At 47.8% G+C, this 22,812-nt stretch carries 21 protein-coding genes and 1 pseudogene; 6 read left to right on the top strand and 16 right to left on the bottom strand.

Features of this window, described 5'->3' with window-relative positions:
- Positions 1-20: 20 nt before the first annotated feature.
- The 4 genes from ACQ4M5_RS15790 to uvrC all read right to left on the bottom strand — a co-directional run bounded on the left by ACQ4M5_RS15790 (position 21) and on the right by uvrC (position 5,393).
- The gene (locus tag ACQ4M5_RS15790) at positions 21-2,000 is read right to left on the bottom strand and encodes a tetratricopeptide repeat protein (RefSeq protein ID WP_430676598.1); all 1,980 of its coding nucleotides are present in this window, start codon (positions 1,998-2,000) and stop codon (positions 21-23) included.
- 195 nt (positions 2,001-2,195) lie between these two features.
- Positions 2,196-2,366: a photosystem II assembly protein Psb34 gene (gene psb34, locus ACQ4M5_RS15785; RefSeq protein WP_430676597.1), complete on the bottom strand. Its 171-nt coding sequence runs from the start codon at positions 2,364-2,366 to the stop codon at positions 2,196-2,198.
- 97 nt (positions 2,367-2,463) lie between these two features.
- A complete protein-coding gene (locus ACQ4M5_RS15780) occupies positions 2,464-3,291 on the bottom strand; it encodes a thiazole synthase (RefSeq protein WP_430676596.1) in 828 nt (275 codons plus the stop codon).
- Between the two features lie 140 nt (positions 3,292-3,431).
- Positions 3,432-5,393: an excinuclease ABC subunit UvrC gene (gene uvrC, locus ACQ4M5_RS15775; RefSeq protein WP_430676595.1), complete on the bottom strand. Its 1,962-nt coding sequence runs from the start codon at positions 5,391-5,393 to the stop codon at positions 3,432-3,434.
- Positions 5,394-5,517: 124 nt separating this feature from the next.
- Between uvrC and ACQ4M5_RS15770 the strand changes: the two genes are divergently transcribed.
- Entirely contained in the window at positions 5,518-5,706 is a 189-nt protein-coding gene (locus tag ACQ4M5_RS15770) for a hypothetical protein (RefSeq protein ID WP_068382611.1), read from the top strand.
- Between the two features lie 55 nt (positions 5,707-5,761).
- Here ACQ4M5_RS15770 and ACQ4M5_RS15765 read toward each other — a convergent pair whose 3' ends face one another.
- The 7 genes and pseudogenes from ACQ4M5_RS15765 to ACQ4M5_RS15735 form a co-directional block, all read right to left on the bottom strand.
- Positions 5,762-6,169 carry a response regulator gene (locus ACQ4M5_RS15765; protein WP_430676594.1) on the bottom strand — a complete coding sequence of 136 codons (408 nt, stop codon included), beginning with the start codon at positions 6,167-6,169 and terminating at the stop codon, positions 5,762-5,764.
- A 185-nt stretch (positions 6,170-6,354) separates the two neighbouring features.
- Complete coding sequence (locus ACQ4M5_RS15760) at positions 6,355-8,481, bottom strand: cation:proton antiporter (protein ID WP_430676593.1); 2,127 nt, start codon at positions 8,479-8,481, stop codon at positions 6,355-6,357.
- A gap of 24 nt (positions 8,482-8,505) precedes the next feature.
- Positions 8,506-9,168 (bottom strand): HAS-barrel domain-containing protein, encoded by a 663-nt coding sequence (locus tag ACQ4M5_RS15755; RefSeq protein ID WP_430676592.1) that lies wholly within the window; start codon positions 9,166-9,168, stop codon positions 8,506-8,508.
- Between the two features lie 45 nt (positions 9,169-9,213).
- Positions 9,214-9,399 (bottom strand): annotated as a pseudogene (locus ACQ4M5_RS15750) (NAD(P)H dehydrogenase subunit NdhS); the annotation flags it as partial.
- A gap of 104 nt (positions 9,400-9,503) precedes the next feature.
- Complete coding sequence (rodA, locus tag ACQ4M5_RS15745) at positions 9,504-10,781, bottom strand: rod shape-determining protein RodA (protein ID WP_430676591.1); 1,278 nt, start codon at positions 10,779-10,781, stop codon at positions 9,504-9,506.
- Between the two features lie 10 nt (positions 10,782-10,791).
- A complete protein-coding gene (locus ACQ4M5_RS15740) occupies positions 10,792-11,862 on the bottom strand; it encodes an Mrp/NBP35 family ATP-binding protein (RefSeq protein WP_430676590.1) in 1,071 nt (356 codons plus the stop codon).
- A gap of 52 nt (positions 11,863-11,914) precedes the next feature.
- Positions 11,915-12,424: an SRPBCC family protein gene (locus ACQ4M5_RS15735; protein WP_430676589.1), complete on the bottom strand. Its 510-nt coding sequence runs from the start codon at positions 12,422-12,424 to the stop codon at positions 11,915-11,917.
- Between the two features lie 336 nt (positions 12,425-12,760).
- On the opposite strand from ACQ4M5_RS15735, the gene hemF reads away from it, so the two are divergent.
- Both hemF and ACQ4M5_RS15725 read left to right on the top strand, forming a co-directional pair.
- On the top strand, positions 12,761-13,816 hold the full coding sequence (hemF, locus tag ACQ4M5_RS15730; RefSeq protein ID WP_430676588.1) for an oxygen-dependent coproporphyrinogen oxidase: 1,056 nt from the start codon (positions 12,761-12,763) through the stop codon (positions 13,814-13,816).
- Between the two features lie 177 nt (positions 13,817-13,993).
- Positions 13,994-14,392 (top strand): STAS domain-containing protein, encoded by a 399-nt coding sequence (locus tag ACQ4M5_RS15725; RefSeq protein WP_430676587.1) that lies wholly within the window; start codon positions 13,994-13,996, stop codon positions 14,390-14,392.
- A 491-nt stretch (positions 14,393-14,883) separates the two neighbouring features.
- Here ACQ4M5_RS15725 and ACQ4M5_RS15720 read toward each other — a convergent pair whose 3' ends face one another.
- Entirely contained in the window at positions 14,884-15,636 is a 753-nt protein-coding gene (locus tag ACQ4M5_RS15720) for a hypothetical protein (protein WP_430676586.1), read from the bottom strand.
- A gap of 141 nt (positions 15,637-15,777) precedes the next feature.
- Between ACQ4M5_RS15720 and clpP the strand changes: the two genes are divergently transcribed.
- Positions 15,778-16,383 (top strand): ATP-dependent Clp endopeptidase proteolytic subunit ClpP, encoded by a 606-nt coding sequence (gene clpP / locus ACQ4M5_RS15715; protein ID WP_430676585.1) that lies wholly within the window; start codon positions 15,778-15,780, stop codon positions 16,381-16,383.
- A gap of 7 nt (positions 16,384-16,390) precedes the next feature.
- On the opposite strand, the gene ACQ4M5_RS15710 is transcribed toward clpP, so the two are convergent.
- Together ACQ4M5_RS15710 and ACQ4M5_RS15705 are read right to left on the bottom strand one after the other, a co-directional pair.
- Positions 16,391-16,978: a shikimate kinase gene (locus ACQ4M5_RS15710; protein WP_430676584.1), complete on the bottom strand. Its 588-nt coding sequence runs from the start codon at positions 16,976-16,978 to the stop codon at positions 16,391-16,393.
- Complete coding sequence (locus tag ACQ4M5_RS15705) at positions 16,979-17,509, bottom strand: hypothetical protein (RefSeq protein WP_430676583.1); 531 nt, start codon at positions 17,507-17,509, stop codon at positions 16,979-16,981.
- Positions 17,510-17,870: 361 nt separating this feature from the next.
- Between ACQ4M5_RS15705 and ACQ4M5_RS15700 the strand changes: the two genes are divergently transcribed.
- Positions 17,871-19,634 (top strand): iron uptake porin, encoded by a 1,764-nt coding sequence (locus ACQ4M5_RS15700; RefSeq protein ID WP_430676582.1) that lies wholly within the window; start codon positions 17,871-17,873, stop codon positions 19,632-19,634.
- Between the two features lie 52 nt (positions 19,635-19,686).
- The gene (locus ACQ4M5_RS15695) at positions 19,687-21,747 is read left to right on the top strand and encodes a thioredoxin domain-containing protein (RefSeq protein ID WP_430676581.1); all 2,061 of its coding nucleotides are present in this window, start codon (positions 19,687-19,689) and stop codon (positions 21,745-21,747) included.
- A 1-nt stretch (position 21,748) separates the two neighbouring features.
- On the opposite strand, the gene ACQ4M5_RS15690 is transcribed toward ACQ4M5_RS15695, so the two are convergent.
- Positions 21,749-22,048: a hypothetical protein gene (locus ACQ4M5_RS15690; protein WP_430676580.1), complete on the bottom strand. Its 300-nt coding sequence runs from the start codon at positions 22,046-22,048 to the stop codon at positions 21,749-21,751.
- The gene (gene rsmD / locus ACQ4M5_RS15685; protein WP_430676579.1) at positions 22,045-22,581 is read right to left on the bottom strand and encodes a 16S rRNA (guanine(966)-N(2))-methyltransferase RsmD; all 537 of its coding nucleotides are present in this window, start codon (positions 22,579-22,581) and stop codon (positions 22,045-22,047) included. Before rsmD ends, ACQ4M5_RS15690 begins: the two co-directional genes overlap by 4 nt.
- Positions 22,582-22,812 lie beyond the last annotated feature (231 nt).

Here is a 22,812-nt window from a genome sequence, read left to right as displayed (position 1 = left end):
CACAACTTAATCTTTTTTGCTCAAAGCTCTTTCATGACTTGTCCCAAGAAAGCAGGCGGAACTTGCGAGAGTGCCTGAGTTTGTCCCTGAATTCCACCCCGATCGTAAATGGCTTTAATAATTTGGCTAAATTGTCCAACCGCGCTCTTTTGGAATTCGGGCTGATTTTCCCAACCTTGTGCGGCTCGAACTTGGTGTTTGAGCGCATGATGCAGGAATTTGACTCGTTCTGCACTGTCGAGTTCCGATCGAGTCTCGATCGCAGTTTGATAGTAAGCGAGTCCAATATGATGATGTGTCGCAGATAAATCAAAGCTCAGAGGTGGCGCATGGGGCGTACTCGCGGCTTCGAGATATTGCACTGCACTGAGCGCTTCTTGGTAGGCATCGATCGCACAAAGCAGATGAATCGATCGATCGTCATAATGGGTCGTTGCTTGGTTTGCTAAGTGCCAGTACGCGGTTCCTAAATTGTTCTGAGTGGCGGCGTAAGCGAGTGGAGCCGCTTCTAGAGTTCGATAGATTAAAGCGACTCGATAAGCGCCGATCGCTAAATGCAGAAAGTCTTCTGCCATTGCCAATTCTTGAGTGGCTTGATCGCAGCGCGATAAGTTCCAATACGCGGTTCCTAAATTGTTCTGAAGCATCGCGTAATAGAGCGGTTCATGCTCTGGGGTGTAGTAGCGAAGCGCTTCGTTGTAAGCCCCGATCGCAGATTGCAGATTGCTCATTGTCGATCGATATTGAGCTAGATTCCAATACGCGGTCCCTAAATTATTCTGAGTTGCCGCATATCGACCCGGATCAGTTTCAAAGGGACGATATTCGATCGAGGCAATGTAGGACTCGATCGCGTGTTGCAAGTTCTCTTCGGGCGATTGATGAATGGCAAGATCGCTGTAAACCGATCCCAAATTATTCTGAATCATCGCGTAAGTTTGCGGCTGACCCTCTGGATTCGTGCGATCGACTGCAAACTGATAGGCTTTCAGCGCTTTCTCTAAATTGGTGACAACAGAACCGCCACCGCTCCGAGCTTTAATCCAATACAAATTTGCAATATCGTTAAGCAGATCCGGCACTTCGTCGGATTTCATATCCACAAGTTTCAACGCCTGCTCGTAAGCACGAATCACAATCGTCAAATGCTCCGCAGCAGGACGAGCCGGATCAAGTCGATCGCGATACCAATCTCCGAGTTGCCGATACAACGCTGCGAGACATGCCGCAGACGATCGCGATCGATGCAACTCTTCAATCTGATGCAGAATTCGGAGCGGTTCAACATCCGGATTGTTTGAGTCTAGAACGTTTGCGATCGCCGTCTGATCGTCCAAATTTACAGTCTGCATTACCGAAGCCAGCACGAAATCTGCTAGTTCAGAATCGAGCTTTAATTTTCGATAACCATTTGATCCATTTGCAGTTGCTCCATTCGTTGGAACAGGTTGCGGCTGAGTTTGCCCAAATGGATCGCCCTCAAATTCAAACAGTCCGGTTCGCCACTGCCAAAATTCGGGAACCGATTGCTGAATCGCCCGACACCAAGGACGAGTCACCCAAACCACTAAATTGAACTCTAAAGTCGCAAGCTGTTGAGCGATCGACACCAACGAATCGAGAAAAATCCGCTGAATGTGAACAGGTTGACGAGTTAATCGATCGATCCCCGTAATCTGAAAATTCTGCACTCCCATCTCAGAAGCGAGACAGGGCTGAATTTGTTGCAGCACGTCCGGATTGTCCAAATTCAGCGCAAAGCTCGTAAAGCGTGACTCATTCGCTTCTGTTGCCAAATCGGTTTCAAGCTGAGTCGCCAACTGCCCCCGCAGCATTGGATCATCACAGACGGCAATCAAAATTTGCCGACGGAGATTTAGACTCAACGCCAACCGTAAACGGAGATAGATCTGTTGATTCAGGCTCGAAGAACCCGGAGCGATGATCTCAGTCACAGGAATCTCTTGGGCAAAGTGACGATCGACAACAGACATCAGCATTACAGAAATCGCACTATCAGCGCAGGATAAACGAGATACTGATTTCTTCGTCCTGTCTTGTTGGTATTCAGGATGAAACGAAGATTTCAGTAGAAATACGATTGTTTAATCCCGGATACGAAAAAACCAGGCTAATTTCTAAAAGAAATAACCTGGTGGTTTAAATCTATCGTGAGTGAAAACTTTGTGCCAGCGTTAGGATACGGAGACTGCAACAAACATCAAGCCTGCAATCAATATCGCGCCACCGATGCCGACAATGATGAAATTGCGCTTCTGGCTGGCGGTAGGCGGTTCAGCCTCATACATCTTCGGCTCTACCGCGAAATTATTCAGCAAGCCGCCTTCTTCCTTGACATACCGCATGAGCAAAAATTCCCTTAGTGTTTTGTTAACTTTAACAAGACGTAGGTAAATGCTCTCACTCTTAAGTATGAAAACTTAATATTTCAAAATAGCTCGATTACGAATTGATTGTGCCCGTCAAAGGAGAACTCGCACTGGCATAAGCTTTCACCGGAATTCGTCCCGCTTGATATGCCAATCGTCCTGCTTCAGTGGCTAAATTCATCGCTCGTGCCATTGCCATCGGATTCGCAGCTTGTGCGATCGCAGTATTGATCAAGAGCGCATCGGCTCCCAATTCCATCGCCTGCGCTGCTTCACTCGGTGTGCCAATTCCCGCATCAACGATGATCGGAATCTTGGCATTCTCGATAATAATTTGAATATTGGCGGCGTTGCGAATTCCTTGACCTGATCCGATCGGCGATCCAAGCGGCATCACGGTAGCACATCCGACTTCTTCTAAGCGTTTTGCCAACAGCGGATCAGCATTCACATACGGCAAAACAGCGAATCCTTCTTTGACTAACTGTTCAGCGGCTTCGAGAGTCCCGATCGGATCAGGTAGTAAATATTTCGCATCGGGAATCACTTCGAGTTTGACGAAATTATTATCTTCCTGTCCAAGTAATTTCGCCATTTCTCGCCCTAATCTTGCCACCCGGATTGCGTCTTCTGCGGTTTGACAGCCAGCCGTATTCGGCAGCATCCAAATCTTGCTCCAGTCGAGCGCTTCCGCGAGTCCTTCATGCCCAGGTGCATTCGTTTGCACTCGTCGAACCGCCACCGTCACAATCTCACAGCCACTTGCTGCAATACTTTGGCGCATTTCATCGAAATTCCGATATTTTCCAGTGCCCGTCATCAAGCGCGACTGGAATTTGCGCCCAGCAATAATCAAACTGTCATCTAAAGATTTTTCTAGGGGTTTGTCTAAAGTTTGCATGGTTTTGCCGCCTCGATCGCGTACTAATTGCGGATTCTTATTATCGCGAAAATCGCACCGCCCCAATCTTGAGAAATTAGGAATTCTCGGTGTTTTGCACCATCCAAATTATCGATCGACAGAAGGGAGCGGATACTTGGTTAAGAAGCCACTTCAGAAGTTGAGGACTCCAGATCATCCTCAATCGGTTCATCTCCCGGATGGAAGTACTGATAAATCTGCTTGGCAATCTGCATTCCAATTCCCGGAACGGTTGCCAACTGCTCTGGAGAGGCTTCGCGAATGTAATCGATCGACCGAAATTCCGCGAGTAACAACTTCTGCCGATGATGTCCCAAACCGGGAATCTCATCTAAGCTCGATCGACGCATTCGAGTGGTTCTCTGCTGACGGTGGAAACTCACCGCAAATCGGTGTGCTTCATCTCGTAAGCGCCGCAATAATTGAACTCCAGGCTGTTCTGCGTCGGTTTCAAGCGGAAACGATTCACCCGGTAAAAAAATCTCTTCTCGCTGTTTTGCCAAGCTCACGACTTTGATATCTTCGAGCAGATTCATTTCACGCAGCACATTTACGACTGCTGAAAGCTGACCTTTACCACCATCGATCATGACCACATCAGGAAAATCAGAGAGCGCATTGGAATTCAGACCCGCACTTTGAGAAGCGGGAACTAATGTCTCGCCTTTCGCTTTCGCGGCGGCATACTTGCGGAATCGACGGGAAATCACTTCAGCCATACTTGCAAAGTCATCCGATCGCCCCGATCGCACTTCTGGATTCTTGATCTTGTAGTGTCGATAATGCTGTTTCGCAGGCTGTCCATCGACAAAGACGACCTGAGACGCGACCGCATCAGAGCCTTGAATATGCGAGATATCGTAACCTTCGATTCGGCGCGGTAACTCTGGTAAGTCAAGAATTTCCGCCAGATCTTGCATCGCTTGAGTATTACGATCGGCAAATTTCTGAGTCCGAGCAAGCTCGATCGACGCATTCCGCTCGACCATCTCGATTAATTCTGCCTTGGTCTGACGCTGAGGAGCCACGATCGACACTTTCCGCCCCTTAGATTGACTCAAGAATTCTGCCAGCATTTCACTTTCGGGTAGCTCATGCTGTACGAGAATTTCAGCGGGAATCTCGACCGGATCAACAGTTTGATAATGCTCTTCTAAGACACGCTGAAGAATAGCTCCCGGTTCTGCATGAGCATCCGCGAAAAATCCTAAACGACCAACCAAGCGACCCGCACGAATTTGGAAAAGTTGAATGCAGGCGTGTTCTTCATCTGCGGCAAGCGCGATCGCATCTCGCGAAACGGTGTCATCCGGTAAAGCGACCTTCTGTTCTGCGCTGAGACTCTTCAATCCCGTAATCTGATCGCGTAATCTTGCTGCATATTCAAAATTAAGATCTTCCGCTGCTTTCTCCATTTGAGCAGCTAACGACTCTTCCAATTCGCGAGTCCGTCCTTGGAAAATCATTGCCACTTTCTGAACGGTCTTACGGTAATCCTCCGAAGTGATCATTGCCTGACAGACACCCGGACAGCGACCAATATCGTAATTCAGACAGGGACGATCCTTGAAAAGTGGCTGTGGACGCTGGCGGAGTGGGAAGATTCGCTTGACTAAATGAAGCGTAGTCCGAAGAGTGCGGCTATCGACATAGGGACCGTAATAGCGATCGCGCTCTTTCGCCATTCGTCGCTTGCGGGTGATAAAAATCCGTGGATACGGCTCTGACCAAGTGATACAGAGATAGGGATACTTTTTATCGTCTTTCAGCAACACATTAAAGTGCGGCTGATGCTGACGAATTAAGTTCGCTTCGAGTGCTAACGCTTCCGCTTCCGTATCGGTCACGATCACCTCGATCTCGACCACCTGACGCATCATTAGCGCGATTCGGGGACGAGTATCGTGACCATTGAAATAAGAGCGCAACCGAGAGCGTAATCGTTTGGACTTACCAATGTAGAGAATTTGATCAGTACGATCGCGCATATAGTAAACCCCTGGCTCTTGAGGGATTTCTTTCAGCCGAGCTTCTAATCGTTCTGGATCGTCGATCAGCAGAGTTTGGGGGGAAACAGTCACTTAAAACTTTATCTAAAAGGTTGATATTTAAATTTTAAATCAATCCTCGCGGTCAAGGGTGACGATCACCGAACCTGGGTGATTATAGTCAGATTATTCAGTATTAGACTTGTCACTCAATCCTATGAATTTACAAGAGTTTGAGAGCCAAACTCGGAACAACATCGAACGAGCGCTCACCCAGTTACAGACTGCGACTTTATTACTTTCCGCGCTCGAAATTCAAATTTTAGAATCGGGCGATACCGTAAAAAATTTAAGCTTAACGATCGAGCAATTTATCAACACGAATCAAGATAGCGCCTCGGTCTAGCTTTCACTCTCGTCCTCACAATCGGGAATCGGAACTTGTCCGACTCCCGACTTTTTTATTCTGTCGATCGAATCAATTCTTCTCGAATCACTTGCTGCAATTCAAGCAGTCGAATTGGTTTGACCAGGTAACGACGAGCGCCAAGATTGAGAGCGCGTTGCTGGTCCGCGATAAAGGCGCGAGCCGATACCACAATGACGGGAATTCGGCTCCACTCTGGATTTTGCTGCATTTGTTCCAGAATGTCACAGCCATCGATATCGGGTAATTTCAGGTCTAATAGCACCACTTGAGGCTGGAAATCAGTTAATGCCTGCTCGAAGCCTCTCCCAACTGCCAGCGCTAAAACACTGTAACCCTGGTAAATTAGATAGTCTTCGAGCAGCCTTCGATTCGGCTCATTGTCCTCAATCAGCAGTATTCGGATCGGTGGACTCGATCCTAGTTCTTGTTCAGTTGTCATCGCGTATGCACCCTTGTTGACTACATTTTCGGTCAACGTGGAGAAATAGCGGGAGCAATTCACGAATTCACTTCGCATTAAATCGCGGCTGAATTGTGCGAGACGCTCTATGTATCAAATTTCACACGGATGTCTCAGCAAATCAAGTCCATTTGAGGAAATTTCGCAAATTTAAAGCAATCGTTCTAACTCAGTGGAGTCGATGATGGGAATAGAACGGCTCGATCGACAGGTTCCGGTTCGCCTAAAAGCACGATCGATCCCCGAATCTGTGGCTCGATCTGAGCGGTCAAACTGTTCAATGCCAGTCCTCCTGCACTCATTAAGCGTTGAGTCGATTGCAGAACGAGTAAGTCTGAGGATTCAGCCGCAAGCGCGATCGCACGAATTTTATCGTCATCGGGCACAATCTGAATTTCAATCGTGAGAGCAGAAAGTTTGGTCGTTAGAAGTGACAGTTGCGACTTGATCCAGGCAATTTTATTCGGGGAAGTTGCACGATCGCAGACATGAAGTACGGTAATCGTTCCATTTGTGGCAGTGGCGATACTGTGAGCAAACTGTAAAGCGGCAATCGATCGAGGAGTCGGATTCTCGATCGGGATTAAGATTCGTCGGAATTCACTTGGAGATTGGACCAAGCGAGCGACTGCAACCGGACAAGGAGCAGTACTAAGCACACTATTCACGACGGTTCTAAATAAGCGCTCTCCCAATGCACTTTTGCGTCCCCATCCCATCACAATCAAGTCTGTGCGCTGTTCGCGACTGGTGCGGGTGATTCCTTGAGCAATGTTGTCGTCGATTCGGAGCAAGGGCGAGACATCTACTCCGTAGTTCTCAGTTAATTCTGCTGCACGTTTTAGAAGAGATTCGCTGTGATCAACCCGATCTTGCATCTCGGATGAATTGAGCGAGGATGAAGAAAGCGCGATCGCAAGTGGAATCAATCGACCGGAATGCGATCGTGTAATCAACGCTGCTAATTCCAGCAAATACGCTTCAGTTTTCGGGTTATAAACCGGAACTAAGACCGTCGTTTGACGAGTCCAGACGGGTGTGGAAAGCGTTGGCTCGATCGCGCTTAAAGTCTCGACTCGCAATTCATTCGCAAATCGAGCCGTGAGAATCGGACCTAATATCGAAGTCACCAACATCAAGACGATGACGCTATTGAGAACGCCTTCAGTCAGCAATCCAGCCCGATATCCCACTAGAGTCGCCGCTAGAGTTGCCGCAACTTGAGGCAGGGAGAGCGATCCCATCACCATCATTTCTCGCCAACTATAGCGATAAGTGAGTTTTGCAAGAACAGCGGCTGCCATCTTACTGAAAATCAGACCGACCACGATCGCAATCGTTAACGCCAGTAATTTCGGATCAGTCAAACTCTGAATAAATGCTGGAACCCGAATCAGCAAGCCCATATCCACGAAGAAGATTGGGATAAATAGAACGCTTCCAACAAAGAGAACTTTCTCTTTTACTGGGCTATTTCCGACTACGCGATTGACGGCAAGCCCAGATAAGAAGGCTCCTACAATTTTCTCAACTCCAATTAACTGCGCTCCCACTGAAGCAAGGAACACCGCGAGTAGAACAAATAGAAACTGATTGCCTTCATCGTTGCCCGATCGCCGAAAGAATTCGCGTCCCGCTTTATCAAATCCGAAGAGAATCACGATCGTATAAATCACCAGCGATCCCAAGAGCGTGATTAGTTTCGCGATCGTAAAATCTCCGGCATGAATTCCGACACAAATCGCCAAGACCAGCAACGCCCCGATATCCGTGAAAATCGTTGCCCCGATTGTGACTGTGACCGCTTCATTTGTGACCACGCCTAATCGACTCACGATCGGATAAGCCAGCAGCGTATGAGATGCAAATAACGAACCGATCAAAATCGCCGGATTCCAGTCAAAGCCAAAGATTCGTCCTACGATCGTTCCAGTAATCAGCGGAACTATAAACGTATAAGTTCCGAAACCAATCGATCGATTACGAGTGCGCGTAAATTGTTCGATATCAATTTCCAGCCCCGCCACAAACATCAGATACACTAATCCGATATCTGAAAGCAGGTTCATCGTTTCGGAATCACCGTTGATGATCCCCAACCCGTTCGAGCCAAGTAAAACACCCGAAGCTAATAATCCGACCAATCCCGGCACTCGAAGCCGCTCAAACAAAAGTGGCACGATCAAAATGACTGCCAGCAGAATCACAAACGAGACGATCGGTTCTTGCAATACGCCAGCGGTTAACAGATACATTGAAAGCGCCACCCAAGCCAAACTAATAGTTATCAAGTTTCAATTGAGTGCAGAATTCCTCTAGAGGTGAATCTGACTCAAAATCACTCGTAGTCGATCGTAGTCGTCTTTGAGCAATAAACTCAGCATTCGACCTGCTTGAACCAGCCACGCTCGATCGGCTTTCCTCAATTGGTATATCTCTCGAATCGCCGCTGCTGTCAAGGCATCTACTGGAGCACTTCCCACTTGCAGCAAGGTTCGCAAGAAATCTAATTCGTTACTAAATTCAACAATTTCTTTAGTGTCACAAGCATAAACCGCTTGATGAATTTGCGGCGGACGAGGAGGTAAATGTTGATAAATCATTCCGCCTGTCGCACCGTTCTTTTTGTTTCCGCCTGCTCGATAGCCAACGATCGCGGATCGAAATTCCGTTCTAAGCATGGCGAAAATTTGCGGCTGTTGTTCGCGCAATTCAGCTAGAGACATTCCCAGCGCTCTTGCCCGGTGGACTGCATCGATCGGGCTGGTGGTCGCGTGATAAACCACGGCGTAGATTAGATTGCTCGATTCTTCGTCGATCGCTTTAACCCAGCTTCCAAATGGCGGCATTACCGGAAACGAAAGGTCGTCCGGCTCTAGACATTGAGAAAGAAATTCAGTCGTTGCCGTTTCGATCACTTCAGCAATGTGATTGGCAGGGCGATTCTGAGCAGAAAATTGAGGAAGTGGAAGGCGCATAAGATTAGTACAAATCCACCTCCACAATCTACCGCATTCGATCGCTTATTTTGTACCTTTTCTCTTGGCATCGACAATCTCAAGCTCTGACATTTTGAAAGTCACGAGCTTATCCCAGTTGCCGCCCTCGAACAGTACCGCAACTTTGCCATCGGTAATTCGCTGAATCAGTCCTTGAAACCCGTAGTATGTATCGTTTACATTCGTGACGCGAACGGCTGAACCTGGTAAAAACATAACTCTTTGTCAAGTAGCTTCACTTATCAGTGTACAGGCGCGATCGACCCCTCTGTTATTGATTGTGCTCGATTGTGCGATCGCGCTTCACCAATGATTTAAAACTTCGACTTTTGCTGAAAGTTCGCCACCGATTCGACAAGCCCGATCGCCATAAAATTCATCAACAGTGCCGCATTCCCGTGACTCAGCCAAGGGAGAGGAATTCCCGTCACAGGCGATAAATTGATCGTCATGCCGATGTTAATTGACACCTGGAAAATAATCATCGAGAACACGCCCACCGCAAGCAACGAGCCGAATTCATCTTTCGCATTCTGAGCAATGATTAGCAATCGGTAGCAAATCAGCAAATACGCACCCAGCACAAAAACTGAACCAAGAAAGCCTAGTTCTTCCCCGATCGCAGTAAAGATAAAGTCGGTATGCTGCTCAGGAATAAAATCAAGCTGCGTCTGAGTCCCCCGGAATAAGCCACGTCCGGTAAGTTCTCCAGCCCCGATCGCAATTCTCGATTGGATCAAGTGATAGCCTGCCCCTAATGGATCTTGATCAGGATCAATAAACATCAGAATCCGCGCTTTCTGATAATCGTGCAGAACGAATTGCCATAAGACTTGTCCCAATCCACCTGCAATCAGGTTAATCACAACCGGAACCAATGTGCCATAAGTCTTCCACGGCAGCGTTTTCCAAGCCACCAATCCAACGACAACCACCCAAAGCCCGATCGCGCCAATTCCCAAAGCTCCTTTTGTAATCAGCGTTGTAAATAAAACCGCTGAAATTACCGGAGACAGTAGCAATAAGAGCCAGCCCGGATTTGCATTTCCCCAGTACAACATCCCGATCGTAATGGCTCCAAACACGAGCGAGGTTCCCAAATTCGGCTGCAAGAAAATCAGCACCCAGGGTAAAGCCGCGATCGATAAGACTTTGATCATCATGGGAATCGTCGAAGCCGATCTCTGATGCAGCACTGCCGCCAGAGTAATAATCGCGCCCAACTTGGCAAACTCCGAGGGCTGAATCCCAAAGCCGAAAAATCCGAGCCATCGCTGTGCCCCTTTCGCCTCCAATCCCATGATCATCACGAGCAGCAGCGAAACATTCGTCACCCCATAAATCCACCACTTCCAAGCGAGTAGGGCATCATAGCGCAATCGAGCCAGCATCATCACCAATACAGTTCCGACACTGCCAATCAAGAGGTGAAATACCCAGTCTCGGCGTTCTGAATGCGCTAACTGAACGCTATGAACCATCACACCGCCCAAAACGGTTAGCGCTAATATTGCCCCAAACAGATACCAGTCCATGCCTTGCCAGGGTTGGAGCCAGGGACGGAGCCGGGACGGAGACTTTTTCCGAAACATAGAAAATTACTTATGCGAGGGCTGCAATCGATACTTTAGCAGCAATTTGTTGAGCTATTTGAGTTACCGCCTTCGCAGAAGCAGAATCCGGATCACCCACGACGATCGGCACTCCTCGATCGCCTCCTTGTCGCAGTGGAATTTCTAACGGGACACAGCCCAACAGCGGAATATTTAACTCGGTTGCGGTCTTTTCGCCACCTGCGGAACCGAAAATGTCATATTGTCGATCGGGCATATCAGGCGGAATGAAGTAGCTCATATTTTCGACGATTCCCAACACCGGAACGTTAAGCTGCTGGAACATCTTTAAGCCGCGCCGAGAATCAAGTAGTGCCACCGTTTGCGGAGTCGTGACAATGACCGCTCCCGCCATCGGAACCGCCTGCGCTAAAGTCAATTGAGCATCTCCCGTTCCCGGTGGCATATCTACGATCAAATAATCCAAATCGCCCCAGGTCACTTGATAGAGAAATTGGCGAATCACTCCATTCAACATCGGACCACGCCAGATCACTGGCTGATCTTTATCAATCAAAAATCCCATCGAAACGAGCTTCACACCGTGATTGAAAGCGGGTTCTAAAACTTCTCCCTCAGCGGTTTGACGCACTGCCACACCTGAACCTTCCAGACCTAACATTGTGGGTGCGTTTGGTCCGTAAATATCAGCATCGATCAAGCCCACTTTCGCGCCTGCTTGTGCCAATGCCACTGCAACGTTAACCGCGATCGAGCTTTTTCCAACGCCGCCTTTCCCACTCGAAATCGCGATGATATTCTTCACGCCATCGATTCCAGTCCGATCGGGCAATCCTTTCTGCTGTGGCGTTTCTGCGGTGACTTCCACTTCGACGGATTCCACACCGGGAAGCGTTTTCACGGCTCGTTCACAATCCTCCACGATGAATTGACGCAGCGGACAGGCGGGAGTCGTGAGAACGAGCGTAAAGCGAACTTTTCCTTGGTCGATCGACACATTCCGAATCATGTTCAACGCCACCAAACTTTTTTGCAGTTCAGGGTCTTGAACAGGTTTAAGAACTTCTAAAACGGATTCTGCGCTAAGAGTATCTAACATGAGGGTGTAAAGGATCGATCAGGGTTGTTTCTCGATCTTACCGCCCGAAACGTCAGAAATCGAAACAGCTTCGTTGAGTTGGTTTTGACGTGTCGATCGGTTGTTCTGCCGCATGAGCCAAATCTTCCGCAACTCGTGACGCATACGGTTTGATAATCGACCAAATTAGCGGTGACAGCCAACCTTGTAGCGTGACTGAGTACGCAATACTCGCACCCGAAACCGTCGATTTCACTTCATATCGAATTCGCTCTTCAAGTCCTGGAATCGCAATAATTCTCACACTCAGCAATTCTCTTGGATCAACCCGCTCCACAAAAATCCGAATGGGAAACGGACCCAACCGCGTCACCGCTTCATAAATCAAGCCCGGTTTTGCCACCTGACCATACGGCACATTCGTCCTAGAAATGATCGGATGCCAGGAGACATCAGCTAAATCGATCACCTTGCGCCACAGATCGTCCACCGATGCCGAACTCACCGCTTGATACGATCGAGCCAGTGTAGACCGAACACGCCGCTGTTTGCGATAGAAGAATTTCCAAGGAAAGTTCAGCATAAATCCATCTCCTAAAAGGGAATCGGTGTCACCCGTGCCCTAAATCCGGGGTTTCTGATCTTAGTCAGATTTGTTGCTCGATCGTCATCCTTCTTCGGATTGTTTGACCCGTGATCCTCGATAAAAGTCACAGGTTGTTATAAACATTTACGATCGCGCTTTGCCGCACAGCATGAGACTTTTTGCGGTTCAAGAACCGAGAGAATCGCTTGAGGGTAGCCGTTTCGCGATAGTCTAAATGAACCGTCTCGTTTCTTGCAATCCTGCTGTCGGAGCCTGACGGAAACTTTAAACTCTTTCGCATAGTAAGACGACTCGTTCCAGGAACCGACGTTTATGACTGCTTTCTTTACCTCCAACGCGACCGAGACGACCCAGCCACTTCCACCCAGCGATTCTCGTGAACGGGTGAGCCAATGGCTAAAAGCTTTTCAAGATAAAGTTTGTGAAGGCTTAGAAGCCGCAGACGGACAAGAAACATTTAAACAAGATAGTTGGACCCGCGAAGAAGGCGGCGGCGGTCGATCGCGAGTCATGCGCGAAGGTCGAGTCTTCGAGCAGGGTGGAGTCAATTTTTCGGAAGTTTGGGGCAAAGATCTTCCGCCTTCGATCTTAGTTCAGCGTCCAGAGGCACAGGGTCACAGCTTCTATGCCACCGGAACTTCGATGGTGTTGCACCCGCGCAATCCTTACATTCCGACTGTGCACTTGAACTATCGCTATTTTGAAGCGGGTCCGGTTTGGTGGTTTGGTGGCGGAATCGATTTAACGCCCTACTATCCGTTTGAGGAAGATGTGATTCACTTCCACCAAACGTTGAAAGAAGCGTGCGATCGACACAATCCCGAATATTATCCAACCTTCAAACTCTGGTGTGACGAATACTTCTACCTCAAGCACCGTAAGGAAACTCGCGGAGTCGGTGGAATCTTCTTCGACTATCAAGATACGAAAGGCGACCTTTACCCGATCGCGTATCCCGGTTCTCAAAGCGACACTGCGGCAGCAAAACGGAGTAAAGAAGTCGGAACCGTTCAGAATCGCACTTGGGAAGATTTATTCGCGTTTGTGCAATCCTGTGGAGATGCGTTCTTGCCTGCTTATGTCCCGATCGTTGAACGTCGTCAGAACACCGAATACAGCGATCGACAAAGACAGTTCCAACTCTATCGTCGTGGGCGGTATGTAGAATTTAACCTGGTGTACGATCGCGGCACGATTTTCGGCTTGCAAACGAATGGACGCACCGAATCGATTCTGATGTCCTTACCGCCAATGGTGCGTTGGGAATATGGGTACGAACCCGAACCCGGCAGCCCGGAAGCGCGGTTGTATGAAATTTTCTTGAAGCCGCAAGACTGGATCAATTGGTCGAAAAACGGGGCACACTAAGCGCAATGGCGAAAAGCCATTGACATCCATTTGTTAAGCCTTGCACTCCGAGGGAAGCGTTGATTCAGCGCGACCCTCTTTTTGTTTTTATTCGATTACTTTGAAACCCGTGATTCTGTCTCGATCTTTGGGCATAACTGATCAAGTAATCCCCGGCTAGATTGCGCGAGGCAGGTCATGGAGCAAAAATTGATTCTCATGGAGCAAAAAGTTGTTAACACCCCAGACGGAAACTCGATCGTCGTATTCAACCCAACGGGACGCTTAGATATTACGACCGCATGGCAGTTTCGCACCAAGCTACAGGACTGTATCGCGAAACAAAGTAATCATGTGGTGGTGAATCTAGGACAGGTGAATTTTATTGATAGTTCGGGTCTAACTTCGCTGGTGGCAGGAATGCGGGATGCCGATAAAGCAAAGGGGAGTTTCAAGCTTTGCAATGTGCATCCAGAGGCGAAATTGGTGTTTGAAGTGACGATGATGGATTCGGTGTTTGAAATTTTTGAAAGTGAAGAAGAAGCATTAGCGATCGGGAAACCGAAAGTGCAGGTTCCCCACAGTTTGGCGAGCTAGAGTTAAACCAAAATTTTGAACAGCGATCCGAGTCTAGACCCGGATCGCTGTTTGCTTTAGAGGATGTTTTAGAAGTATCAAAAGTCTTCTCGCTACGTTCTGAGTCGCCCCGGAATGGAATTCGGGGCTATCGGTGCGAAGTCCGTTCAAAACGGACTAGAAAATTGAACAAACTGAGTTTTCAGTCCCCTTCAGTGGACTTGGTTCTGTTAGCCCCGAATTCCATTCCTACTGTGTACACACAAGTCTTGGATCGCTTCGTTTCAGTCGGCTTCAGCCCCCTAAATCCCCCAATTCTGGGGGAATTTAAAGGACGAACCCTTTCTGGAATTGGAGAACTTTTTCTAGGTCAAAGTCCCCCAATTTTGGGGGATTTAGGGGGCGAAAGACTTCAGCAATGACCGATCCATCATCTTGTGTGTACACGGTAGAATTCCATTCCGGGGCGAGTGAGTGCAATGAACGACGCTTTTGAAATATCCTCTTAAAGCCTACTTAGCATCGCCGCTCAAAATTGCGTTGCCGTCCTTGAAATCGATATCCCTCACAGTCAGACCGCGCAATTTCAATTCGAGATTGAGTTGGTCTTGCACTTTTTCGGGTGATACTCCTAAACGACTGGCAACTTCAGCGATCGTAAAACTCATGTTGCCAACTTGAATTCGAGCATCTTCATCAAACCGTAACTTGCCGTTTTGAATTTGTGGTTTGCCCTCGACTCCGATGTAAATTTTGCGATCGCTCACCGGAAGTTTTTGAGTAATTTCTGACAGGAATTGCTGCTGTTGTGCGCCTAATCCACTATTTTGCAATTCCTTAATATCGACGACTGCACCCGTTTTTAGCTTGTCATCTTTGACCGCTGCATTAAATCCTTTTACGGAACTAGGAAGCGGTTGACCCTGACGTTTCTCGGTGATTTTTGTCACTAATAAATCATTCAATTCCTGCGAACTGAGTGCTACTTGAACATTCTCAGGAGGGCTAGAAGCCTTAATGGTTGGGCGATTTGGAGCAGCATTTACTTTTGCAGCTTGGGGACTTGCCTGAATTTGGGCTTTAATCTTTTGCTCAACGGCTGCACCCGATCGCTGAATTTGAGCATACGTTCTCGGCTTACTTTGTCCGGCAGTATACCACTCAGGTAATTGAGTCAACTGCCGCCAGAAATAATAAACACCTGTTGCTGTTCCGACTACGATTCCTGTTGACATCAACAGAAATAAAATACTTGATCTTTTCACAGCTACCTCAAGTCAATCTTTAGGATCTCTCAGTCAATTTATTACGTTCAATCCATATCGGCAATCCGTTATGAACGGCAAACACGACAACGAGCCATACGATCGGAGCGCTAAAATGAAAAAAATTACTGGGCTGGATTCATGATTCCTACCGTTATTGAAACTTCCGGACGGGGCGAACGCGCCTTTGATATCTACTCCCGACTGTTGCGGGAACGAATCGTGTTCCTCGGTAGCGCGATCGATTCCGATGTGGCGAACTTGGTTGTCGCACAATTGCTGTTTCTTGAAGCTGAAGATCCAGATAAGGATATTTATCTTTACATCAATTCACCCGGTGGCTCGGTGTCTGCTGGAATGGGCATTTATGACACGATCAAGCAGATTCGTCCAGAGGTGTCTACGATTTGTGTCGGATTTGCTGCCAGCATGGGCGCGTTTCTGCTGAGTGCTGGAACTAAGGGTAAACGGATGAGCTTGCCCCATTCGCGGATTATGATTCACCAGCCGTTGGGTGGCGCACAAGGACAAGCAACGGATATCGAAATTCAGGCGCGAGAAATTCTCTATCTGAAGCAACGGTTAAATTCGCTTTTGGCAGATCATACGGGACAGCCGTTAGAGCGGATTGAACGGGATACCGAGCGCGATTTCTTTATGTCCGCAGAAGAAGCTAAGGAATATGGATTGGTCGATCAAGTGATCGATCGTCGTCCTTCTGCGGCGCGTCCTGCGGTCGTGAAGTAAAAGGCTTCTAAGAATTTGCCTGAAATGGCATTTCTTCATTTAAGCGCTGGATCGATTCGTCGATCTGGCGTTTTTTCTCGCGTTCAAGCGCGATCGCATTCATAATTCTTTCTGTAATTTGCTCCGGCGTTTCATCAGGCAGAACTTGAATATGAATGTCCGCTTGGGCATACCGCGATCGACGTTCTTCGGAAAGCTGCGTTAATCGAGCCGTTAAATCCTGATTTTGTAACAAAGGTCGCGTTGTATCTTGGCTCAATCGCTCTTTCAATTGCTTTACAGGCACATCCAGCCAAATAATCACACCGTGTCTTAGATAGCTCCAATTTTCCTGAGCCAGCACGATTCCGCCTCCTGTCGCCACCACGCGCCGCAATCGAGCCGATACTTGAGACAGCGTTGCTGTTTCGAGTTGACGAAAGATTGCTTCTCCAGAATCAGCAAAAATCGTCGAAACTGTTTGTCCGGTTGCTTGCTCGATAAACTGATCGACATCCAGGAAATCATAATCAAGCCGTTTGGCTAACAATTGCCCGATCGTCGTTTTTCCGACACCCATCATGCCGATGAGAAACACACTCACCCCGTTTAACATTTATTCGTCCTCATCTAATTTCCGTACCGGGGGGCGAATTACGCGGTAGTCTGCATCGACGACATCCGGCTGCTTCGGTTCAGGAGCTTCACGATACGTGTAGGAATAAGTAGACCCCGATCGCGTTCCTGATGTCGGTTCTTGTCTGGTTTCAAAATCGCGGTTTGGTTTGTCTTTCGGCTCGCTGCCCCAATCATCGTCGTTCCCACCAAACCAATCATCATCGTTACTGCTAGAACGAGTTTCACGAGGCGGAACTGCATAAGCGTAACTATTGGTTGTAGTGGATTGTCGAACCGTTTTACGCTCCGATCGACGAGCCGTAAATCTTGTTAATCCAAATAGTGCTGTAATTACCAAAGTCGTTGCAGCCCCAAGCGCGATCGCGCCCAGAATCCAGATCGGCAACGGGAAAGCGGGTGAAGGAACGCCCAGAAAAACGAGCGACATCGACACGCCCCAATTCGAGACTGCGAAAAGGATCAAAAATCCAGCGATCGCACTGAGTAAAACAAAACGCAGAAGAGACATGAGCAGAACCCACGGTTGAAATCACCCAATAGGGTACATCAATCCAGCTTAGCGTATTGCTCGATCGCTCAGAGCCTTTGCAAAAATTACAAACTTAGCAAAATCGCAAAGCATAGAAATTGCTGTCAATTGTCATCCTCCTATCCCTCCCCCTTTAGATAGTCGAACTTTCTGAACATCGTAACTAATGTGACTAATAGTAAGCAATCTGCATTGCAGGCGACCCGATCGCTAAACATCGCTTCGTTTGACCTGAGCTTCATTATTTTTTAACGACTCTAGGACTGAGCCTTAAAGCTCGACCTCGCACAACAAACGAGGTTCCTATTTTCAATGACATTATTAATGGTGAGGATGATTCATGAAACCTGTTTCATTTGCCTGCTTTGTTGCGCTTGCAGCAAGCTCGGTTGTGCTGGCTCCGTTGAGCCTTCGTGCGGCTGAAGTGCCAACTTTTAATCCAGAAGAATTAACTGCGTTAACTCCGAAACTTGCTCAAAATGAAGTAACGGCTTCGGCACAGTCGATCGTGCCTTCTCTTGAGATCCCAGCGCAAGAAAGTGCGGCTTCTACAACGATCGCACAAGTTTCTCCAACTCCGATCGCGCCTGCAAACCCACTCCCTGCAAGTAATAATGAGCAGGTGACTTCGGTATCTCAGCTTTCAGATGTACGTCCTACTGATTGGGCGTTTCAAGCATTGCAATCCTTAGTTGAGCGCTATGGATGTATTGCGGGCTACCCCGATCGGACTTATCGGGGGAATCGGGCACTCACGCGGTTTGAATTTGCAGCAGGATTGAATGCTTGTCTCGATCGAGTCAACGAACTGATCGCAGCTTCGACAGCAGATTTAGTGAGAAAAGAAGATTTAGCAACGTTGCAAAAATTACAATCGGATTTTGCAACTGAGCTTGCAACGATTCGAGGTCGAGTGGATGCCTTGGAAGCTCGGACAACGACTTTAGAGCGGCAACAGTTCTCAACCACAACTCAGTTGCAAGGGAGCGTTCTGCTGGGTGCAATTAATGTCGCATCGGGGGAACGTCCAGACGGAACCAGTGCGGAAGATAACCTGACGCTTGGATATCGGGCGGAGTTGAACTTGCAAACTAGCTTCACGGGACGGGATTTGTTAACTACTCGTTTGCAGGCGAATAACCTTGTGCCTCGTGGGGGAACGGCGGCGGATGCAGCAAGTCCGAACTTTGTCACCGGATTGGGAAGCTTGGGCACGAACATGGGACGAGTGGAATTTGAGGGCAATAGTAATAGTCAAGTAAGAGTATCCCTGTTGCGCTATCGATTCCCGCTTGGCGAAAACACCGATTTCTTCTTGGCAGGAACCGGAAACGGGTTTGTGGATTTGGATGCGTCGTCTCAGTTGAATCCGTACTTTGATGGGGGTGCAGTCTCTCTGTTTGCTTTGCGGAACCCGATTTATAACTATTCGGGTGGTGCAGGTGTTGGTTTGCGTCACCGGATTGGAACAGCGGCAGAAATTAACTTAGGTTATCTAGTGCCAAATGCCTCGGTTCCAAATGGTACGAATGGATTGTTCAATGGTCAGTATGGTGCATTAGCACAGGTGATCTTCAATCTGAGTCCGAGTTCACGCATTGGTTTAACTTACATCAATGCTTATGTGCCTTCTCCGGGGCTTGCTCCTGATCCGACGGCTCCATTTGCATTGACCTCGACGGGAAGTAATCTATCGAACACGACTTTCGGTGAGCCAGTTAGTATCAATGCTTATGGTGTGAACGCAACTTTCCAACTTTCACCTAAGTTTGCACTCGGTGGCTGGGTTGGGTATGCGAATCATAACTATATCGGACGGGGTAGAGGCGATGTGTGGAATTGGGCAGTAACGCTGGCTTTTCCAGATTTGTTTAAGGATGGTAACTTGGGCGGCATTTTGGTAGGACAAGAGCCGAAATTAACCCGGACTGACTTTGGAACCCGCGATCGCGGAACTTCGCTGCATTTGGAAGCGTTCTATCGCTACCGGGTGAGTGATAATATCGCGATTACGCCTGGAGTTATTTGGGTCACGAATCCTGATTACAATGAGGACAATCAGGACGCGGTGATCGGCGTGATTAGAACATTGTTTACGTTCTAAAAGGGTTAGATCTCCGATCGTTTCTGGTCGGAGATCTATTGCTATTTTTACTATGCCAAATCGTTTAGTTCACGCTCAAAGTCTCTATTTGCGGAAACATGCTGAGAACCCGATCGAGTGGTGGGCATGGGGTGAAGATGCGATCGAGCAAGCCAGACGCGACAATAAGATTATTTTTCTATCTGTGGGTTACTCTTCGTGTCACTGGTGTACGGTGATGGAAGGAGAAGCATTTTCTGATCCAGAGATTGCTCAGTATTTGAATGAGAACTATCTGCCGATAAAGGTCGATCGAGAAGAACGTCCGGATCTCGATAGCATCTATATGCAGGCGCTTCAGATGATGACGGGACAAGGAGGATGGCCCTTAAACATCTTTTTGACTCCAGATGATTTAGTTCCGTTTTATGGTGGGACTTATTTTCCAATTGATGCAAAGTATGGAAAGCCTGGGTTTCTTCATGTTTTGCAAACCTTGCGACGATTGTATGATGACGATCGCGCTCGGTTAGAGGGAGTCAAAGCTGAGATTCTGACCAACTTACAAAACTCAGTGTTACTGCCATCGCAAACATTGAGTCAGGAACTATTAAAGGATGGTTTGGAATATAGTGCAGGAATCATTTCGGCAGAGATGCCTGGAACTAGATTTCCGATGATTCCGTATGCGGATACGGCACTTCACGCGGTACGGTTTGGATTCGATCGATATAATGCTCGTGAAGCGACAACCGCAAGAGGATTAAATTTAGCACTGGGCGGCATCTTTGATCATGTTGCAGGCGGGTTTCATCGGTACACGGTGGATTCGACTTGGACAGTGCCGCACTTTGAAAAGATGCTGTATGACAATGGATTGATTGTTGAGTATCTTGCGAATTTGTGGGCATCGGGAGTTCAAGAGCCAGCGTTTGAGAGAGCGATCGACAAAACCGTTCAATGGCTCAAACGCGAAATGACTGCACCGGAAGGATACTTCTACGCGGCTCAAGATGCGGATAGTTTTACTACACCCGAAGATGCGGAACCCGAAGAAGGTGCATTCTATGTTTGGAGCTATGACGAACTACAAAATGCACTAACTTCAGAAGAATTGACTGAACTATCAGAGCAGTTCTCAATTGAACCTAGAGGCAATTTTGAAGGCAAGATCGTGCTTCAGCGTAAACAATCTGGTCAGCTTTCAGAAACAGTTGAATCTGCATTGAATAAACTATTTGAACTAAGATATGGTGCGATTGATGAAACTTTTCCGCCTGCTCGAAATGCGGATGAAGCTCGATCGATAGCTTGGACAGGTCGAATTCCCGCCGTTACCGATACAAAGATGATTGCGGCTTGGAATAGTTTGATGATTTCGGGACTTGCTCGATCGTATGCAGTTTTCCGGGATTTGGAAGCGTTAGAGCTTGCTAGTCAAGCTGCAACATTTATCCTACAGAATCAATGGATCAATCAGCGGTTTCATCGAATTAACTATGATGGCAAAGCTGAAGTACTGGCTCAATCTGAAGATTTTGCTTTCTTTATCAAAGCTTTGTTAGATTTGCATCAAGTGACTCGTAGTATTCAAGCAGATGCACCAGAGAATCAGATTGATTGGTTAGCAGAAGCAATTCGGATTCAAGCTGAGTTTGACCAGTATCTTTGGAGTGATAGTTTAAGCGGTTATTACAATACTGCAACTGATGCGAGTCGAGATTTATTGATTCGAGAACGGAGCTATGTAGATAATGCAACACCGTCTGCAAATGGAATTGCGATCGCGAATCTCGTTCGATTGTCCTTATTAACTGAGAACTTAGATTACTTCGATCGAGCAGAACAAACCTTGCAAGCATTCGCCAGTGTGATGGAACAATCCCCGTCTGCTTGTCCTACATTGTTTGCTGCTTTGGATTGGTTTCGTAATCAAACTCTGATTCGCAGTACGATCGATCAAATTGCAAGCTTAGAAACACAGTACTTGCCAACAACTGCGTTTATGGTGATGGAAAGTTTGCCAGAAAATGCGATCGCGCTTGTGTGTCAGGGTCTAAGTTGTAAGGAACCTGCGAAAACTCCAGAACAATTTGCACAACAGATTCAGCAGAGCCAAATTCGCAGTCGATAAACTATCGAAGTGGAATAAATGGAAACACGGTTCTGATAAATCTTCGGAGGCGTAAAAGCCCGATCGTTCTTCTTAGTTCGGGTGAAACTTCATCACGCGGATTTACAGGCTGACCTTCGCGAAGTTGCTCCTGTAGGGCGGCATATTCGGCGGCGTTTAGAGGTTCGTTATCAATTGGCGATCGAGCTTCGGTAATAATCTCAGTTCGAGCCACTTCTTCAGGTTGATCTTCTGGCGGCGGAAGTGCGATCGCTGGTGTCGCTGTTGTAACAACTAGAAAAGCTAGAAGTGCTGATTTCATAGAGCTTGATAGAACGTGAGGGCAGTGTTACCGTAGCGTTTTTCACGGACGATCGACAAAGGAATTTCAGGTAGTTTAGCATCGGGACGATGTTCGACAGCAAATTCACCGTCGGGAGCTAATAGATTGAGAGATGCGATCGCATTCAACACTGGAACATACAAATCACTGTCATACGGCGGATCGAAATAAATACGATCGAACTGTTGTCCAGAAAGTTTTTCCAGTCGTTTCACCACATCGCCCCGTAGGATCTGATAAGACTGTTCTGGTTTAGCGACTTGTTTCCAGTTTTGTTCAATAATGCGGCAAGCAGCAACGGATTGTTCAATTCCGACCACAATTGAAGCTCCCCGGCAGAGCGCTTCGGCTCCCATCGAACCACTTCCAGTACAAAGATCCAGCCAGCGACACTGTTCGATCGAGCTTTGCCAAATGTTGAACATCGCTTCACGAACTCGCGCTAGAGTTGGGCGGGTTTCTTGTCCTGGAAGCGTTTTGATGGGTCGATTGCCATAAATTCGGAGGCTCATATTGCGGAATCTAGTCGTATATTGCGGAATGGGTTGCGCCCCCTAAATCCCCCATTCTGGGGTAGGGCTGATTCATTCTAGCGAAAGTCTTTCCTGCCCTCACCCTAGCCCTCTCCCCAAGGGAGAGGGAACAAGATTTCTAGCTCCCTTCTCCCTTGGGGAGAAGGGTTGGGGATGAGGGCAGAACGGCTGAATCGGAGCAGAAAAAACCATCTGATTAGAATGAATCAG

Source organism: Leptolyngbya sp. AN10 (assembly GCF_050565645.1).
Classification (GTDB): domain Bacteria; phylum Cyanobacteriota; class Cyanobacteriia; order Leptolyngbyales; family Leptolyngbyaceae; genus Leptolyngbya.
The sequence above is the reverse complement of the archived record's forward strand: the minus strand, read 5'-3'. Positions and strand labels throughout refer to the sequence as shown.

Bases quoted from the DNA above. Each gene is read 5' to 3' on its own strand.
- ACQ4M5_RS15790 (WP_430676598.1), bottom strand. From the start codon at position 2,000: ATGCTGATGTCTGTTGTCGATCGTCACTTTGCCCAAGAGATTCCTGTG.
- ACQ4M5_RS15700 (WP_430676582.1), top strand. From the start codon at position 17,871: ATGAAACCTGTTTCATTTGCCTGCTTTGTTGCGCTTGCAGCAAGCTCG.
- ACQ4M5_RS15765 (WP_430676594.1), bottom strand. From the start codon at position 6,169: ATGACAACTGAACAAGAACTAGGATCGAGTCCACCGATCCGAATACTG.
- clpP (WP_430676585.1), top strand. From the start codon at position 15,778: ATGATTCCTACCGTTATTGAAACTTCCGGACGGGGCGAACGCGCCTTT.
- ACQ4M5_RS15770 (WP_068382611.1), top strand. From the start codon at position 5,518: ATGAATTTACAAGAGTTTGAGAGCCAAACTCGGAACAACATCGAACGA.
- ACQ4M5_RS15735 (WP_430676589.1), bottom strand. From the start codon at position 12,424: ATGCTGAACTTTCCTTGGAAATTCTTCTATCGCAAACAGCGGCGTGTT.
- ACQ4M5_RS15695 (WP_430676581.1), top strand. From the start codon at position 19,687: ATGCCAAATCGTTTAGTTCACGCTCAAAGTCTCTATTTGCGGAAACAT.
- ACQ4M5_RS15755 (WP_430676592.1), bottom strand. From the start codon at position 9,168: ATGCGCCTTCCACTTCCTCAATTTTCTGCTCAGAATCGCCCTGCCAAT.
- ACQ4M5_RS15780 (WP_430676596.1), bottom strand. From the start codon at position 3,291: ATGCAAACTTTAGACAAACCCCTAGAAAAATCTTTAGATGACAGTTTG.
- rodA (WP_430676591.1), bottom strand. From the start codon at position 10,781: ATGTTTCGGAAAAAGTCTCCGTCCCGGCTCCGTCCCTGGCTCCAACCC.
- hemF (WP_430676588.1), top strand. From the start codon at position 12,761: ATGACTGCTTTCTTTACCTCCAACGCGACCGAGACGACCCAGCCACTT.
- ACQ4M5_RS15710 (WP_430676584.1), bottom strand. From the start codon at position 16,978: ATGTTAAACGGGGTGAGTGTGTTTCTCATCGGCATGATGGGTGTCGGA.
- ACQ4M5_RS15725 (WP_430676587.1), top strand. From the start codon at position 13,994: ATGGAGCAAAAATTGATTCTCATGGAGCAAAAAGTTGTTAACACCCCA.
- ACQ4M5_RS15705 (WP_430676583.1), bottom strand. From the start codon at position 17,509: ATGTCTCTTCTGCGTTTTGTTTTACTCAGTGCGATCGCTGGATTTTTG.
- rsmD (WP_430676579.1), bottom strand. From the start codon at position 22,581: ATGAGCCTCCGAATTTATGGCAATCGACCCATCAAAACGCTTCCAGGA.
- psb34 (WP_430676597.1), bottom strand. From the start codon at position 2,366: ATGCGGTATGTCAAGGAAGAAGGCGGCTTGCTGAATAATTTCGCGGTA.
- ACQ4M5_RS15690 (WP_430676580.1), bottom strand. From the start codon at position 22,048: ATGAAATCAGCACTTCTAGCTTTTCTAGTTGTTACAACAGCGACACCA.
- ACQ4M5_RS15740 (WP_430676590.1), bottom strand. From the start codon at position 11,862: ATGTTAGATACTCTTAGCGCAGAATCCGTTTTAGAAGTTCTTAAACCT.